15 protein-coding genes are annotated in these 15,846 nt (G+C 53.8%); 3 read left to right on the top strand and 12 right to left on the bottom strand.

The features are described 5' to 3' along the window. Window positions 1-9: 9 nt before the first annotated feature. From OGX66_RS23310 to OGX66_RS23330, 5 genes are read right to left on the bottom strand one after another with little or no spacing between them, the layout of a single operon-like run. Complete coding sequence (locus OGX66_RS23310; RefSeq protein ID WP_196491835.1) at window positions 10-1,404, bottom strand: GntP family permease; 1,395 nt, start codon at window positions 1,402-1,404, stop codon at window positions 10-12. Between the two features lie 37 nt (window positions 1,405-1,441). Continuing rightward, window positions 1,442-2,365, bottom strand: coding sequence for a 3-hydroxyacyl-CoA dehydrogenase family protein (locus OGX66_RS23315; RefSeq protein ID WP_003843687.1), 924 nt, complete (start codon window positions 2,363-2,365; stop codon window positions 1,442-1,444). Further along, complete coding sequence (locus tag OGX66_RS23320; RefSeq protein WP_057101491.1) at window positions 2,355-3,560, bottom strand: acetyl-CoA C-acetyltransferase; 1,206 nt, start codon at window positions 3,558-3,560, stop codon at window positions 2,355-2,357. Before OGX66_RS23320 ends, OGX66_RS23315 begins: the two co-directional genes overlap by 11 nt. 10 nt (window positions 3,561-3,570) lie before the next feature. Beyond that, window positions 3,571-4,227, bottom strand: a complete 657-nt coding sequence (locus OGX66_RS23325) for a CoA transferase subunit B (RefSeq protein WP_003020022.1) — start codon at window positions 4,225-4,227, stop codon at window positions 3,571-3,573. 2 nt (window positions 4,228-4,229) lie between these two features. After that, complete coding sequence (locus tag OGX66_RS23330; RefSeq protein ID WP_003020020.1) at window positions 4,230-4,937, bottom strand: CoA transferase subunit A; 708 nt, start codon at window positions 4,935-4,937, stop codon at window positions 4,230-4,232. 142 nt (window positions 4,938-5,079) lie between these two features. Here OGX66_RS23330 and OGX66_RS23335 point away from each other — a divergent pair, with 142 nt between their 5' ends. Next, a complete protein-coding gene (locus OGX66_RS23335) occupies window positions 5,080-5,970 on the top strand; it encodes a LysR family transcriptional regulator (RefSeq protein WP_286512322.1) in 891 nt (296 codons plus the stop codon). Between the two features lie 19 nt (window positions 5,971-5,989). Here the strand turns inward: OGX66_RS23335 and OGX66_RS23340 are convergent, their stop codons facing one another. Genes OGX66_RS23340 through OGX66_RS23370 form a run of 7 tightly spaced genes read right to left on the bottom strand, consistent with a single transcriptional unit; the run spans window position 5,990 to window position 12,907 of the window. Then, on the bottom strand, window positions 5,990-6,925 hold the full coding sequence (locus OGX66_RS23340) for an ABC transporter ATP-binding protein (RefSeq protein ID WP_057101492.1): 936 nt from the start codon (window positions 6,923-6,925) through the stop codon (window positions 5,990-5,992). Next, the gene (locus tag OGX66_RS23345; RefSeq protein ID WP_003836252.1) at window positions 6,918-7,904 is read right to left on the bottom strand and encodes an ABC transporter ATP-binding protein; all 987 of its coding nucleotides are present in this window, start codon (window positions 7,902-7,904) and stop codon (window positions 6,918-6,920) included. The genes OGX66_RS23340 and OGX66_RS23345 overlap by 8 nt, the downstream gene beginning before the upstream one ends. Then, window positions 7,901-8,797 (bottom strand): D,D-dipeptide ABC transporter permease, encoded by an 897-nt coding sequence (gene ddpC / locus OGX66_RS23350; RefSeq protein WP_003836253.1) that lies wholly within the window; start codon window positions 8,795-8,797, stop codon window positions 7,901-7,903. Before ddpC ends, OGX66_RS23345 begins: the two co-directional genes overlap by 4 nt. Further along, entirely contained in the window at window positions 8,794-9,816 is a 1,023-nt protein-coding gene (locus tag OGX66_RS23355) for an ABC transporter permease (protein ID WP_003020008.1), read from the bottom strand. Before OGX66_RS23355 ends, ddpC begins: the two co-directional genes overlap by 4 nt. 44 nt (window positions 9,817-9,860) lie before the next feature. Continuing rightward, a complete protein-coding gene (locus OGX66_RS23360; protein WP_003843680.1) occupies window positions 9,861-11,423 on the bottom strand; it encodes an ABC transporter substrate-binding protein in 1,563 nt (520 codons plus the stop codon). Between the two features lie 15 nt (window positions 11,424-11,438). After that, window positions 11,439-12,026 (bottom strand): D-alanyl-D-alanine dipeptidase, encoded by a 588-nt coding sequence (ddpX, locus tag OGX66_RS23365; RefSeq protein ID WP_003020004.1) that lies wholly within the window; start codon window positions 12,024-12,026, stop codon window positions 11,439-11,441. A 14-nt stretch (window positions 12,027-12,040) separates the two neighbouring features. Then, on the bottom strand, window positions 12,041-12,907 hold the full coding sequence (locus tag OGX66_RS23370) for a MurR/RpiR family transcriptional regulator (RefSeq protein ID WP_003843679.1): 867 nt from the start codon (window positions 12,905-12,907) through the stop codon (window positions 12,041-12,043). Between the two features lie 401 nt (window positions 12,908-13,308). Between OGX66_RS23370 and hdeB the strand changes: the two genes are divergently transcribed. Both hdeB and OGX66_RS23380 read left to right on the top strand, forming a co-directional pair. Further along, window positions 13,309-13,638 (top strand): acid-activated periplasmic chaperone HdeB, encoded by a 330-nt coding sequence (hdeB, locus tag OGX66_RS23375; RefSeq protein ID WP_003019999.1) that lies wholly within the window; start codon window positions 13,309-13,311, stop codon window positions 13,636-13,638. 155 nt (window positions 13,639-13,793) lie between these two features. Next, entirely contained in the window at window positions 13,794-15,740 is a 1,947-nt protein-coding gene (locus OGX66_RS23380; RefSeq protein ID WP_044710762.1) for a methyl-accepting chemotaxis protein, read from the top strand. Window positions 15,741-15,846 lie beyond the last annotated feature (106 nt).

Genomic DNA, 15,846 nt, shown 5'->3' on the forward strand with positions numbered 1-15,846 from the left:
TGATTCTCCTTAAACAATTCCGGTGGTGTAGAAGACGCCGATGACAAACAGTACGGCCAGACTTTTAATGATGGTAATAGCGAAAATTCCGCCATACGCCTGACGATGACTAAGGCCGGTGATAGCCAATAAGGTAATGACCGCGCCGTTATGCGGTAGGGTGTCCATACCGCCGCTGGCCATAGATGCCACGCGGTGGAATACTTCAAGTGGGATATTGGCGGCATGTGCGGCAGCGATGAAAGTGTCAGACATGGCGGCAAGGGCAATACTCATCCCGCCAGACGCCGAACCGGTGATCCCGGCAAGCGTGGTAATGCTGATAGCCTCATTGAGCAGCGGGTCAGGAATAGCCGCCAGCGCTTTTGACAGCACGAGGAAGCCCGGCAGGGCGGCGATCACTGCGCCAAAACCATACTCTGACGCGGTGTTCATCGCCGCGAGGATCGCGCCGCCAACCGCCGTTCTGCTGCCTTCCGCCAGGCGACCTTTAATGTTGCGGTAGCCGAAGAGCACCACCAGCAGAATCCCAGAAATCAGCGCCGCTTCCACTGCCCAGATAGCGGTGATTTTACCGACTTCGGTGGTAATCGGTTTGGCAAGACCCGGAAGTTCAAGTTGATGCGTGGCGCCGTACCACTGTGGGATCCAGCGGGTAAACAGCAGGTTAAATACCCCAACCAGGATCAGCGGAGAGATCGCGATGATCGGGTTCGGCAGATTAATGTTATCCGGCGTTTCCGGCTCGTTTAACAGTTCAGTGCCATAGCCTTCATTCTTTGCCTGCGCTTTACGACGCTGACGTTCGAGATAAACCAGACCGACGAAAATAATAAACAGCGAGCCTATCAGCCCCAGCCACGGCGCAGCCCAGGCGTTAGTCCCAAAGAAGCTGGTCGGAATAATGTTCTGGATCTGCGGCGTGCCTGGCAGAGCATCCATAGTGAAAGAGAATGCGCCCAGCGCAACGGTGGCCGGGATCAGGCGCTTAGGAATATTACTCTGGCGGAACAGCTCCGCCGCAAATGGATACACCGCAAACGCCACGACGAACAGCGAAACCCCGCCGTAGGTTAACAGCGCGCACACCAGCACGATCACCGGGATGGCGTGACGACGACCGAGGATGTTGATAGCGGCGGCAACAATGGAACGTGAAAATCCAGATAACTCGATTAACTTGCCAAACACTGCACCCAGCAAGAACACCGGGAAGTAAAGCTTCACAAAACCGACCATTTTTTCCATAAACAGGCCGGTGAAAGCAGGGCCGACGGCGCTGGGTTCAGTGAGTAATACAGCACCTAATGCCGCGATGGGGGCAAACAGAATGACGCTGTATCCGCGATAGGCTGCAAGCATCAGCAGGCCCAGCGCTGCCAGGGCGATTAATACACTCATCATGACTCCTTATTATTATATTGGGGTACAGAAAGAGACGTTATGGTTTCAGGGCAAAACGCAGTTGATGCTCTCTGCGTTGCTGGATGTACTCCTTGCGCGAATCATCCCAGCGATAAAATCCCTGACCGCTGCGTAAACCGGTATCACCGTTGGCTACCTTGTCAGCGACCAACGACATCATCTCGCTGCCGGTTGCCAGTTCCGGGAGCAGATGCCGACAAATATCCTGTACCGTAGACAGCCCGGTCATATCTGCCGCTTCCAGCGGACCAACCATCGCATAGCGACGTCCGAGCGAGGCGCGCATGACCTGATCCACCACCTCTGCGCTGGCGATGCCGCTTTTAACGATATGAAGCGCTTCACGCAGCAGCGCAAACTGCAGTCGATTGCCGACAAACCCTGGTGCGGCGCGATCGAGCACGACGGCTTCCAGTTGCATCGAGAGCAGCAACTGTTGCAGCTCACGCAGGTATTCCGCTTTGGTGGCGGTGCCGGGGACAATTTCGACCAGCGGAATAAAATGTGGCGGGTGCCAGAAATGGGCGATGAGCAGCCGCTCAGGATGGACGAGCTTTTCTGCCAGCGCATCCGGCGGCAGGCCGCTGGTATTACTGGCAATGACGGCCTCAGGCGCGATCAGATCTTCCAGTTGCGCATACAACGCGTGCTTGAGCTCGAGCCGCTCCGGGATCGCTTCAATCAGTAACCCGCACGCAGCAATCTCCGGTAGCGAAGTCGTACCGTGCAGACGACTCACAACCTGGTCTTTTTCGTCTACGGCAAACTGTTCGGCGGTAATCAGCTCATCCAGAATACCGCTGGCAACGGCGCTAATTTCTGCAATTCGGCTGCTATCGGTGTCATACAGCCAGACATCGTGACCATAACGGGCGAAGTGGGTGGCAATACCGACCCCCATTAACCCCGCCCCCAGAACGCAGACAGGCTTACTTTGCATGAGAGACCTCCTGCAAACGCTCTACCGCCAGCGCTACGCCCTGACCGCCGCCTACGCACAGCGTAGCCAGCCCTTTAGTCGCGTTACTGCGGGCCATTTCGTGCAGCAGTGTCACCAGGATTCGGCAACCAGATGCGCCGATGGGATGGCCCAGTGCAATCGCGCCGCCATTTACGTTCACCCGGTCGCTGTCCCAGTTCAGGGATTCGCCAACCGCCAGCGCTTGTGCGGCAAAGGCTTCGTTGGCCTCAATGAGATCGACATCATTCAACGTCCAGCCCGCTCGCTTCAGGCACTGGAGTGACGCTTCTACCGGCCCAATGCCCATAATGGCGGGATCGACACCAGAAACCGCGTAGCCTGTTACCCGGGCAAGCACTGGCAAATTGAGTTCTGCGGCTTTGCCGGCGCTCATCAACATCACCGCGGCGGCACCATCATTGATGGATGATGCATTTCCGGCGGTCACCGTGCCGTTTCCTGGCCGAAATGCTGGTTTAAGTTGCGCCAGCTTGTCGGCCTGAGTATCCGGGCGAGGCTGTTCGTCACGGTCCACCACACGTGGCGGCTTTTTGCCTTGTGGGACGCTAACCGGCGTGATTTCCGCGCTAAAACGACCCGCTTCAATGGCAGCGGCGGCTTTTTGCTGGGAGCGCAGGGCAAAAGCGTCCTGCTGCTCACGACTGATTACGAACTTATCCGCCAGATTTTCGGCAGTAATACCCATGTGATAGTCGTTGAACGCATCCCACAGGCCGTCATGGACCACGCTGTCTTTCATACTGGCATGACCCAAACGCAGGCCGGCCCGCGCGCCGTCGAGAAAATAGGGCGCATTGCTCATGCTCTCCTGGCCTCCGGCAATCACGATTTGCGCATCGCCACAGCGAATTGCCTGTACCGCCTGATGCACCGCCTTCAGGCCAGAACCGCACACCAGATTAATAGTTAACGCCGGTGTGGTTGACGGCAGTCCTGCGCGTAACGCCGTTTGTCTGGCCGGATTCTGGCCGCAGCCTGTCGTGAGCACCTGACCTAAAATCACTTCATCAATTTGTTCAGGCGCCACAGCCGTTTTTTCCAGCAGCGAACGGACAACCGCTGTACCTAACTCCACGGCGGAAAGTGGTGCCAGCGCACCATGAAAACTGCCAATCGGGGTGCGCGTTGCCGCGACAATTACAACATCCTGCATGGTCAGCTCCTCAGTTAAATTGCATTTCGGGGACAGTTTCGGGCACGATCAGCTTGCCGGCGGTTCTGGCGACGATTTCATCCACACTGATACCCGGGGCGCGTTCACGCAGAATGAACGCCCCGTCGGCAATTTCCAGCAGAGCCAGGTCGGTCAGCACGCGTTTGATGCAGGCCACGCCGGTCAACGGCAGGGTGCAGGCGGGAAGCAGTTTGGACTCACCGCTTTTGGAAGCATGGGTCATTACCACGATGATGTTGTCGGCTCCGGCAACCAGGTCCATCGCGCCGCCCATGCCTTTCACCATTTTTCCGGGGATCATCCATGAGGCGATATTGCCGTTAACATCGACTTCAAACGCACCGAGCACCGTCAGATCAACGTGGCCGCCGCGGATCATGGCGAAGGATTGCGCAGAGTCGAAAATCGCCGCGCCTTTGCGCGCCGTCACGGTCTGTTTCCCGGCGTTAATCATGTCGGCATCAATTTCGTCTTCTGTGGGAAACGGCCCCATACCCAGCAAACCATTCTCTGATTGCAGCATCACGTCCATGCCATCAGGGATATAATTTGCCACCAGAGTGGGAATGCCGATCCCAAGGTTGACGTAATAACCGTCGCGCAGCTCGCGGGCGACGCGCATCGCCATTTGTTCACGCGTTAACATGGTCAGGCTCCTTTCTGGCGCAGGGTGCGTTGTTCAATACGTTTTTCAAACTGCCCCTGAATAATGCGGTTAACGAAAATTCCGGGAGTGTGAATCGCTGCAGGGTCCAGTTCTCCGGGAGGGACAATCTCTTCGACTTCCACGACGGTAATGCGCCCGGCGGCAGCCATCAGCGGATTAAAGTTCTGTGCGGTGTGGCGATAGATGACGTTGCCGTACCAGTCGGCTTTCCAGCCTTTAACCAATGCAAAATCACCGGTTATCGCCTGTTCAAGGATGTAAGGGCGTCCGGCAAACTCGCGAACCTCTTTCCCTTCCGCTACGGGGGTTCCATATCCAGTCGCGGTAAAAAATGCCGGGATCCCCGCGCCGCCCGCGCGCAATTGCTCTGCCAGCGTACCCTGTGGCGTCAGGATGGCTTCCAGTTCGCCGCTAAGCACCTGCTTCTCAAACAGGGCGTTTTCCCCTACATAGGACGCGACCACTTTGCGCACCTGGCGCGTTTCCAGCAGTACTCCTAGCCCAAAGCCATCCACGCCACAGTTGTTTGATACAACGGTAAGTCCCTGTACTTCTCGACGGCGTACTTCGGTAATCAGGTTTTCAGGGATCCCACATAAACCAAAACCGCCCGCCAGCAGCGTCATGTTGTCGGTCAGTCCTTCCAGCGCCTCTTGATAAGTGGCAACACGTTTATCCAGTCCAGCCATACACTTGCCTCCCCAGTTGTCCTTGCCGACATCATTGGGGGTGAAAAATGATTTGTTAATTTTAAATTTGTGACTCACTCATTGGGTTTTTTTATCAATTTAATGTTAATTAAAGGTATTCAACAAGTTAAAGGAATGCGAAATGGGAATGAGCATCAAACAGTTACGCGCGTTTTTAGCGGTAGCTCACACTCTGAATTTTGCTCATGCCAGTGAAAGACTGAACATGTCACAACCCGCATTAAGCCTGGCGATTAAAGGACTGGAAGATTCGCTGGGCGGGGCGTTACTGTTGAGAACCACCCGCAAAGTGACTCTGACGCAGGAGGGAGAAACGCTGCTGAATATGGGGAGACAGTTGCTGGCGGACTGGGAGAATACGGAAGAAGCCATGCGCCAACGCTTTACGCTGCAGCGTGGTAAAATCTCGATCGCCGCCATGCCCTCATTTGCCGCTAACGTCCTGCCATCGGTACTGAAAACGTTTCGTGATTCTTATTCCGATATCAACGTAACGGTTCATGATGTGATCAATGAACACGTGATTGAAATGGTCAGTGAAGGGCGGGTCGAGATGGGCATAGCCTTCGAGCCGGACTATTCGGGACATCTGCATTTCACGCCGCTCGGCGTGGATCGTTTTATCGCGATTGTGCCGCCAACCTGTCGGCTGGCAGACAGGGATCGTATTGCATGGCGCGAACTGCTGACGCTGGATTTCATCACCTTGCAACGTCCGTCAGCCGTGCGGCTGATGCTGGAAGAACAACTGGTGCAAAGCGGACATACGCTGGAAGTAGCGCTGGAGAGCCATCAATTAGTAACCGTTGGCCGTCTGGTGGCTAACGGTCTGGGCGGTAGCGCCGTACCTGCACTATGCCGCACGCAAATGACAGAGTTAGGCGCAACCTGTATCGATCTGGATACTCCAGTGATCCAGCGTCGGATCGGGGTTTTGCGTTCGGCACATCATAAATTATCTACTGCTTCCGAGGTGCTGGTGGATTCACTGAAAAAGGCGTATCGCACCTGACTTTTCACTACGGCTCAGGTCATGTAACCGCCCGCCAGCAGCGAACGTCACATCCGGTATCACTTTTCAGTAATGCCTGTTTTTTCTCACAACCGTGGGTTGCCAATGGACATCTGTCACGGAAAAAGCATCCCTGGGGCAACGTTCGGTTTCCCGGTAGCTCGGTTTTACGTAACACCAAATCTTCCGTCAGTGGCGCGCCCGTTTTAGGGACAGAGTCCAGCAATAACCGTGTGTACGGATGGGCGGGGTGAGTGAGAACCCGCTGCGCATCGCCCAGCTCAACAATTTGCCCTAAGTACATCACCGCCACACGGTCGCTCATATGGCGGACCACCGACACGTTATGCGATATCAATACGTAGGTCAGATTTCTGCGCGCCTGAAGTGACACCAGAAGATTGAGAATTTGCGCCTGCACAGAGATATCCAGTGCTGAAGTGGGCTCATCGAGGACGATAACATCCGGCTCTGACGATAGCGCCCGGGCGATGGCAATACGCTGGCGTTGTCCACCGGAAAACGCATGCGGCAGACGGTCGAGATATTCCGGGCGGATGCCTACCTGTTGGGCTAAATCTTCAGCAAGCATGCGGCGCTCACGTTCCGGACTTCGTTTTTGGATCCATACCGGCTCAGTGATCGTGCGCCACACCGGTAAGCGAGGATCCAGCGATGAAAGAGGGTCCTGAAAGACCATTTGCATACCGTTATGCTGTTTATCACCACGGCGAGAATAGCTTCCCTGGCTGGGTTTCAGCATGCCCATCAGCAGTTGCGCCAGCGTACTTTTTCCACAACCGGATTCGCCAACAATCCCCAGCGTTTCACCCTGGCGAATCTGTAAATCCAGACCGTTGAGCGCATGCACCCGTTCCGTAACCTTGCCAAGCCAGTTTTTACGCGCAGGAAAGTTGACATGAACATCCTGCAGCGCCAGTAAAAAATCAGACATGTGTTGTCTCCAGTTGTGGATACCAGCAGGCAGATTGTTGATCTACGCCTCCCTGACTACTTAACGCAGGCGTTTCTTCACAACGAGGACCAGCGGCAAAACAGCGCTCACGAAATGCGCATCCGGCAGGTAAGCAGGTTAGATTCGGTACGGTGCCGGGGATCGCAGGTAACAATGCGCGTGGTTCGCCGTGTTCCGGCGCGCATTTCAGCAAGCCGATGGAATAGGGATGCGTCGGACGTTGAATAACGGTTTGCGTCGGGCCACTCTCAATCACGCTCCCGGCATACATGACGTACAACCGGTCGCATAACTGTGAAACCACCGCCATATCATGACTGATAAATAACACGGCTGTTCCGCTGGCCCGTGCTTTTAACTTCAGTAAACGCAGCACCTGCAGTTGCACCGTGACGTCCAGCGCGGTGGTCGGTTCATCGGCAATAATAAGCTCCGGCTCGCACGAAAAGGCCAGCGCAATCATCACGCGTTGGCGCATCCCGCCGGAAAGCTCAAACGGAAATCGTTTCATAACCTCCGGCGCGTCCGGGATTTGCATCTCTTCGAGTAGAGCGACGGCTTTCTGGCGGGCATCCGTGCGGCTTAACGCCTGGTGATGGCGGATCACCTCCACCATTTGCTGGCCGATACGCCGGGTCGGATTCAGTGCCGTCATGGGCTCCTGAAAGATCATCGCGACGCGTGCGCCGCGCCATTGACGCATTTGTTTCTCACTGGCGTTGAGCACATCTTCACCCAGCAGTGAAACGCGTCCCTGGTGAATACGATAGCTTCCCTCCGGAAGCAGACGCATGGTGAGCATGGCGGTCACGGACTTACCGGAACCGGATTCACCCACCACACCAACGATTTCTCCGCGGTTGATGTGCAGTGATACATGGTTCAGCGCATGCACATCAGCTTTATAGCCGGGGAAACTCAGATGTAAATCTTCGATTTCCAGTACGGGTTGTGTCATGACTGTTTTCCTCCGGCTTTCGGATCAAGCAGATCGCGAATACCATCGCCAAAGAGATTAAAGCCCACGGCGGTAATCAGAATGGCGGCGCCGGGAAAAGCACAATACCACCACTGATCAAGCACGTAATTGCGGCCAATTGCGACCATCGCGCCCCACTCAGCGCTGGGTTGCTGCGCGCCCAGACCGATAAACCCGAGCGTGGCAGCCATCAGGATCGCACTGCCTATATCCAGCGATGCCTGCACAATGAGTGGCGGCAGAGAATTGCGTAAAATGTGCCAGCTAATCAGATGCCAGCGTGAAGCGCCGTAGGTCCGGGCAGCCTGTACATAGCTAAACTGGCGCACCACTAACGTCTGACCGCGGGCGAGGCGCACATAGAAAGGGATACGGACGATGGCAATCGCCAGCATGGCGTTAAACAGGCTGGGGCCCAGCGCGGCGGCCAACGCCATCGTCAGCACCAGCGAAGGAATGGACAGCATAATATCCATCATCCGCATAATTATCGCGTCGGCGCGCCCGCCCATGACACCCGACAAGCAGCCCAGCAGTGATCCCAATCCCCCGGCGATACCCACCACCACCAGACCCGCAACGACCGACTGCTGACTTCCTACCAGAACGCGGCTGAACAGATCGCGGCCAACTTCATCGGTACCAAACCAGTGAGCGGCTGACGGGGGCAGCAGGCGCGCACTCAAATTGATGGCATTAGGATCGTGTGGCGTTATCCACGGCGACAGCACCATCAGCAGCAGTATCAATACGATGATGACCCCGCCAACCAGCGTCAGCGGGCTACTTTTCATCATCCAGAACAGTTTGGCCCAGTCCGTGCGGCGGCGTGCTGTCTGAGGGGCGGTCGGCATTTCTTGTGTGAGCATCATTCAGCACCTCCACGTCCAATTCGAGGATCTACCCACAAATAGAGCAAATCCACCACCAGGTTGACCAGCACATAGGCGAACGAGACCACCACGGCAAATCCCATTACCGCCGGGAAGTCGAGTGCCTGAATTGAGGTCACCACCCAAGCGCCCATGCCTGGCCAGGCAAAGACCGTTTCGGTCAATACCGCACCGTAGAGCAGATCGCCCAGCGCCAGGCCGAGGACGGTGATTGATGGGATGAGAGCGTTAGGCAATGCATAGCACAGCACGATGTACCAGCCCGGTAACCCGCTGGCGCGGGCGGTACGAATGTAATCTTCACTCAGTTGCTCCAGCATGGCGGAACGAATCTGGCGGGCAACGATCCCAAGATGTACAAAAGCCAGTGTCAGCGACGGCAAAATCAGGTGCTGAAGCGCATTGAAAAAGACTTCGCCGTTGCCTTCCAGCAGTGCATCAATCAGGTAGAACCCGGTGACGTGAGCAGGTGGATCCAGCCAGTCGTCTAAACGTCCACCGCCGGGTAAAATTTGCAGATGACCGTAAAACAGCACGATAACCCCCAGCCCCAGCCAGAATGCTGGCGTGGAGATACCGGTAATTGCCATTAGCCGAACAAGGTGATCAAGCCAGCGGTTACGCCAGACCGCAGATAAAATACCCAGCGGGATACCTATCACCAGCGCCAGCAACAAAGAGCAGAAAGCCAGCTCAAGGGTAGCGGGGAAGAAAATGCGCAGTTCATCCAGTACCGGACGCCCGGTGCGAATGGAGGTGCCTAAATCGCCGTGAAAAATGTCGCTGACATAGCGAAAAAACTGGACATACAGCGGTTGATTCAGCCCCAGCTGTTGGCGAATATTTTCGACAATTTCATCGCTGGCGCGGTCGCCCGCCAACAGCCGTGCGGGGTCGCCAGGTATCAGATGTGAAATAATAAAGGTGATTACGCAAACACCGATAACCACCAGAATAAGTCCCCAGCATCGCTGGCGCAAAATACTCCAGAACGTCATTAGCTTCCCCTTGCGGAGCCAGAGCGGCTCCGCGTAAACGTGGCTTATTTACTCATGGTGGAGATATTGAAGACCTGTTCCAGCATGGGGTTGAATACAAATCCTTTGACGTCTTTGTTCATCGCCAACTGATAGTTTTTCTGGAATAAATAGACGTAGGCCGCTTCATCAATCACGATGGTTTGCGCCTGCTGGTAGTCATTGGTTCTGGCCACCTGATCGGTCGTGGCCAGCGCGCTACGCAGCAGCTTATCGACCTCACTGTTTTCATAGAACGAACGGTTACCCGGCAAGCCTTTCTTATCTGACTCAAACCAGTAGTTCATAAACATGTACGGGTCGGCAAAATCCGGACTCCAGTTGCCAATGGCAATGTCGTAATCGCCTTTGCCCACGCGGTCACGCATGGTGGCGTTCGCCAGTTTTTCCAGCTTCACCTTAATGCCCAGTTTGCCAAGGCTTGCCTGGGTAGCAAGCGCGATAGGTTCCCAGTTTGGATCATTATCTGAGTACAGGAAGCTCAGGCTTTCAGGTTTGGTGGCAACTTTGTCCCACGCTGCTTTGGCTTTGGCTTCATCGAAGCTGTACTGCATGGCCTTATCGTCAAAACCCCACATGCCTTCGGGGATTGGGCCACGCATTTGCTTTCCATTGCCGCTCAGGATCCCGTTGACCATTCCTTTATAATCGGTGGCCCACGAGATAGCGCGGCGTAAATCCACCTGATTGAGCGGGGCCTTACTGTTGTTGAGATACAGATAAGTCACGCGCAATGAGGGATAGTCCGCCACATTCACTTTGCCTTCCTGTTTTAAAGCAGCAAGCTGGTCAACAGGAAGCGCATCGGCAATGTCGATATCGCCACGGGACAGTTGCAGGCGACGGGAGGCGCTTTCACCAATGATTTTGACTGAGACGCGCTTAAACGTCGGTTTTGTACCGGCATAATGCGGGTTAGGCACCAGCACCAGTTGTTGTCCCTTTTGCCAACTCTTCAGCATGAAGGGACCAGATCCTGCCGTGTTCTGCGCCAGGAATCCGCGGGCGTCGTCTGCGGCATGCTCTTTTAAGATGGCCGGGTTAATGATTGAGGCACCGTCATTTGCCAGCGTATACAGAAACGGAGCAAACGGCTGGCTGAGGGTAAACTTCACCGTGGTGTTATCAATGGCCTCAACCTTCAGATCTTTCGGGAAAGCCTCCGCAGGTCCCTGACCAATCTTGAGCAATCGTTCGAAGGATTGCTTTACCGCATCAGCCGTCACCGGTGTTCCGTCGGCGAATTTGGCATCGTTTTTCAGGGTAAACGTCCACTCTTTCTGGTCGTCCGAGGCTTTCCAGCCGCTGGCTAAATCGCCTTCAACTTCCGTGGAACCTTTACCACCATCTGTTTTGTACTGAACCAACCGCTGGTAAGAGGGATAGGTGACCGTCCAGTCATTGTTATCTATGGTCACAGCGGGATCGAGCGTCTGCGGATCGGCGGCTTTACCAATCACTAACATATCTTTGGGAACAGCAGCCTGCGCGGCGGGCAGGGCTACCGCTAACGCAACGGCTATCAGAGCGGGGCGGAAAAAAGCGTTTAACGCAGGTGTAGTCTTCATAACCAGGCTCCAGAATTAAAGGGGATGTTGTGTTGTTATAGACGTGACAGTGTAACAATCTATTTGATCGTCAAGCAGCGGGTAACGGGCGGCATCAGGTAATTCAAAATGCCACCATTCGCTGTTAATACCGACAAAACCACCACCAAACATAATGGCATTGAGCAGCAGGCGGTTACGCTGCGCTGCCGGAGGAACAGACGGATGCCAGGCATGGGAACGGTCGTGCATTTCATCAAAACCGGCCCCCATATCAAGGAGATGGCCGCGATCGTCCATCAACGTGACGTCAATTGCCGTACCCCGACTGTGATTGGAACCAATGGCAACATCGACAACATATTGCGGGTCGGGACAGGCATTCCACAGTATCGCCTGCGCCTGCTGGGGGCGATACGCGTCGTACACCACCAGCGACAAGCCCGCCAGTTGCGCAATGCTGATGCTTTTTGCCAGCGCGGTTACCGCCTCGGTGTGCAACAGGCAACGCGCTTCCCTGTAGATAGGTGCGCCGGTAATGTTGTCGGCAGTAGCGTATTTAAGATCGATATGCAGCGACGGAAATATCACCGACAGATCGACCAGTTCTGGGAGTTCTGACATAGCACGTTTCCTGATTATTGTTCGAATTGACCAAATTGTTGTTGTAACTGGCGATTAGTTTGCAGGCGTCCTGCGAGGGCGTCACCCAGTTGCGCCACCACCGCAGAAAGTAATAAGTTGAACAGACAGCTCACCGGTGCCAGTGAGTCCCAGAAATGTCCGGTGTCGGTTTTTACCTGAAGCAAATCAATGGAATAATCCCTGGCCCATGGGCACCACACATCGGTAATTAGCGCCAGCGGAATGCAGCGTTCAGTGGCGACACGGCAATATTGTCGCGAAATAGCGGAGTAGGCGCGCATATCGGTAATAACCACGTAAGGCTTGCTGAATCCCGAGTTCAGCGACTCTACCCAACTGCCGGAAAGGCCTTCGGAGTAGCTGACTTTAGGTCGCAGATATTCCAGGTGACTAAAAAAGGCGTTAGCGATCCCGCGGGTGGACTGGATCCCGAGGATGTACACGGCTTCCGCATGCGCCAACTGCTGTGCAATGCGTAGAAACGTCTCACCCTGAGCAAGTTGGTAGACGTGGGTAATGGCGTCTATTTCCAGTAACAGCGACTGGTGCGCCCGATCTGGCAGGCTTTGTTGCTGGTGCCAGGAATCCAGTCGTTCATTCATTCCCCATGGCTGATAAGGAACTACAGGCAGCTCACGCAGACTGGCTTTTGCATCCTCCAGGTTACGAAAGCCCAGTTTACGCAGATAACGTCCGACGGTAATGCCGCTGGTTCCGGTCGCTTTAGCGATGCCATCCGCTGTTTCAAATGGGATCTGCACAGCATGGGCTAACAGCCACCCAGCCACGCGCTTTTCGCTGGGCGTCAGCTGGCTAAAGGTTTGCTCTATGCGGGTAAATAACTCTGGTTTGGCTGTCATTACCTTCTCGCTGTTAGTTGTCTGTCAGATTCCGTATCTCTGTTAGCGAATTAACAATGCACGACGCGTGCCATGTCAGTAACAGCAGCATGCTGGCTGTTTTTGTTAAAATTCAGCTCAAATTCGTTAACTAATGATCAACATTTGTGCAGCGTAGTTCAGTTTTGGTGCAACGGCAGAGGAAGCGGGGTATGAATCTGCTGATTTCGTCGGAACGATCACATTGTGGGCAACATTTATCCCTAAGACATAAGAATCAGTAATTGAAAATATAAATTTCAGCCATATCAATAACACCAATCTTTATTCTTATGACTATAAGGGTATTATTTTTCACGAGCTACATTAACGGTGTTAAGCGCAAGTGTAGATATTATTTATATTATACATGGAGTACTACAATGAATAAATTCTCCCTTTCTACAGCAGGTATTCTGGTCGCAGCGCTGTTAACCAGTGTCAGCGTCAATGCAGCAACAGATAACGCTAAAACTGAAGTGACTCCGAAAGGCATGAACTGTCAGGAGTTTATTGATTTGAACCCACAAACTATGGCTCCGGTGGCCTTCTGGGTGCTCAATGAAGACGAAGACTTCAAAGGTGGCGATTACGTAGACTATAACGAAACCGTTACGACTGCAGTTCCTCTGACCGTTGAACTTTGTAAGAAACATCCGCAGAGCGAATTAAGTAAAATAAAAGACGAAATCAAAAAAGAATTATCTAAATAAAATTAATCCGTTATTAAAACCCAGCCAAAGTGCTGGGTTTTGCTATTTGTGACATTGTCACTTTTTTCTTTTGCAATACTTAAGAAATCTTTATAAAGATATAAACGCCTGTGCCGATACTGGATAAAAGTTAGCCTTTTGCAGAAGGAGTTTGTATGGCCTGGTATCCTACTCGTATTTCAACGCGTTTAACCATCGGCGGCATTCTGCTGCTTGCAGTAACGACTATTGTTATCGTGGTGATTATGCTCTGGCGTGGTCAGCCGCGCGTCGTTGAAATCAACACCGCCCTGATCGAAGAAACAGGGCAAGGTTTAACCCGTCAGTTGAGTACCGTATTGTCCCGAATTGAAGGTGAGACTGTCAGCCTGTCGCGACTGGCTGAAGTGTTGCCTAACGATGAATCTCTGTATCAAAGCGTCGTTCCGCATCTGATTGGTGAAGGTAAAGACTCGATTATTACCGGCGGCGGCATCTGGCCAGAACCAGACGCCTTCACCGCAGGTGTGGAGAAAAGAAGCTTTTTCTGGGCGCGTAATGCCGAAGGGAAGCTTGTCTATTCCAACGATTATAACGTCGAAGGATCAAGCGGATACCACAATGAAAGCTGGTATCAGCACGCCAAAGGGCAATCACAAAACAACTGCCTATGGTCTGATGTTTACCAGGATGCCAGTTCAGGCGTCAACATGGTGACATGCAGCGTGCCTTATCAGCAGGCGGGCAAGTTTGCCGGTGTCGCTACCACCGATATCCGTCTGGATAACGTCGCAACTTTCATGCAGCAGCAGGGCAACAGTACTGGCGGTTACGCGTTTGTGGTAGACAAGCAGGGACAAATTCTCTATTTCCCGCAGGCCGACCTGGCCAAACATAAAACCATTAACGATCTGGCGCAAAGCGCGCAGTGGCTTATCCCGGTGCAAAATGGTCTGAAATCTTTGCGCCCGACAGATGGGGTGAAGACCATAACGCTGGAAAATGATCTCGTCCTGAATACAGCGTCACAGGTCATGCTGTTCCCGATGCCAGATACCGGCTGGGTCGTAGGGCTTGTGACACCAGAATCACGTATTGTCGGTCTTGCCAAAGTGATGATGCAGGACGTTCTGGAGGTATTGATCCCTATCATGACGCTGTTGCTGGTGGGATCATGGCTGGTGGTTCGTCGACTAATTTCACGTCTCGATGATACTCGTCAGGCTCTTGATGACATCGCGCAGGGAGAAGGTGATCTTACCCGTCGTCTGGATGTTCGCGGCAAAGATGAGATTTCGGCTATCGCCGAGGCGTTTAACCTGTTCGTCGATAAAATCTCGGCCATCCTGATCACCGTCAGAAGCAGTAGCACAGTGGTGGCGAATAACGCCGTTAGCCTGGCTGACAGTAATATGGAGCTTTCATCTCGCGTAACGCAGCAGGCCGCTGCGCTGGAAGAGAGCTCAGCGGCTATGGAGCAGTTAAATGCGACCGTTCATCAAAACGCCAGTAATACACAATTGGCGGATGAGCTATCCGATAACACAGCGCAAACGGCCAACCGTTGCGGTGATGTGATGCAGGGCGTCATCTCTACGATGGATAACGTCAGCGCCTCATCCGGCAGAATGGTGGAAATTGTCGCGGTCATCGACAGCATTGCGTTCCAGACCAATATTCTCGCCCTGAATGCCGCGGTTGAAGCCGCCAGAGCGGGTGATGCTGGCAGAGGGTTTGCCGTCGTGGCGTCCGAAGTGCGCACGCTGGCTCAGCGCAGTGCCACCGCCGCCCAGGAAATTAAAGCGTTGATTGATGAATCCGTTTCTCATGTTGGTAGCGGAAGTCAGCAAATTCACACTGCCGGCGAACGTCTGGGAGAACTGGTCAGCAATGTGCGTCAGGTACGCCAGTTGATGGGGGAAATACGCGTTGCGGGTGAAGAACAGCGTAAAGGTGTTTCCGAAGTTACGCTCGCAGTTACCGAAATGGACAGCACCGTTCAGCAGAATGCCTCGTTAATTGATGATGCCGCAGCACGGACGCAGGCGCTGAAAGAGGAGGCGGAACAGCTGGCATTGCTGGTCTCTTCTTTCAGATTACCTGAGCCTTCCGTTGCCTGTTAACCACATCCTATCCGGGTACAGATCTTGTGCCCGGATAATTCCAGTATAATGGTGCTTAAGCACGATTTATTGATTTAACTCCTCTTTATTGTGTCTTACAAAACTT

It is taken from the genome of Citrobacter sp. Cf072 (assembly GCF_030334485.1).
Classification (GTDB): Bacteria; Pseudomonadota; Gammaproteobacteria; order Enterobacterales; family Enterobacteriaceae; genus Citrobacter; species Citrobacter freundii.

Excerpts from the sequence above, each read along its gene's own strand:
- OGX66_RS23310 (WP_196491835.1), bottom strand. The coding sequence starts at position 1,404 with ATGATGAGTGTATTAATCGCCCTGGCAGCGCTGGGCCTGCTGATGCTT.
- OGX66_RS23315 (WP_003843687.1), bottom strand. The coding sequence starts at position 2,365 with ATGCAAAGTAAGCCTGTCTGCGTTCTGGGGGCGGGGTTAATGGGGGTC.
- OGX66_RS23320 (WP_057101491.1), bottom strand. The coding sequence starts at position 3,560 with ATGCAGGATGTTGTAATTGTCGCGGCAACGCGCACCCCGATTGGCAGT.
- OGX66_RS23325 (WP_003020022.1), bottom strand. The coding sequence starts at position 4,227 with ATGTTAACGCGTGAACAAATGGCGATGCGCGTCGCCCGCGAGCTGCGC.
- OGX66_RS23330 (WP_003020020.1), bottom strand. The coding sequence starts at position 4,937 with ATGGCTGGACTGGATAAACGTGTTGCCACTTATCAAGAGGCGCTGGAA.
- OGX66_RS23335 (WP_286512322.1), top strand. The coding sequence starts at position 5,080 with ATGGGAATGAGCATCAAACAGTTACGCGCGTTTTTAGCGGTAGCTCAC.
- OGX66_RS23340 (WP_057101492.1), bottom strand. The coding sequence starts at position 6,925 with ATGTCTGATTTTTTACTGGCGCTGCAGGATGTTCATGTCAACTTTCCT.
- OGX66_RS23345 (WP_003836252.1), bottom strand. The coding sequence starts at position 7,904 with ATGACACAACCCGTACTGGAAATCGAAGATTTACATCTGAGTTTCCCC.
- ddpC (WP_003836253.1), bottom strand. The coding sequence starts at position 8,797 with ATGATGCTCACACAAGAAATGCCGACCGCCCCTCAGACAGCACGCCGC.
- OGX66_RS23355 (WP_003020008.1), bottom strand. The coding sequence starts at position 9,816 with ATGACGTTCTGGAGTATTTTGCGCCAGCGATGCTGGGGACTTATTCTG.
- OGX66_RS23360 (WP_003843680.1), bottom strand. The coding sequence starts at position 11,423 with ATGAAGACTACACCTGCGTTAAACGCTTTTTTCCGCCCCGCTCTGATA.
- ddpX (WP_003020004.1), bottom strand. The coding sequence starts at position 12,026 with ATGTCAGAACTCCCAGAACTGGTCGATCTGTCGGTGATATTTCCGTCG.
- OGX66_RS23370 (WP_003843679.1), bottom strand. The coding sequence starts at position 12,907 with ATGACAGCCAAACCAGAGTTATTTACCCGCATAGAGCAAACCTTTAGC.
- hdeB (WP_003019999.1), top strand. The coding sequence starts at position 13,309 with ATGAATAAATTCTCCCTTTCTACAGCAGGTATTCTGGTCGCAGCGCTG.
- OGX66_RS23380 (WP_044710762.1), top strand. The coding sequence starts at position 13,794 with ATGGCCTGGTATCCTACTCGTATTTCAACGCGTTTAACCATCGGCGGC.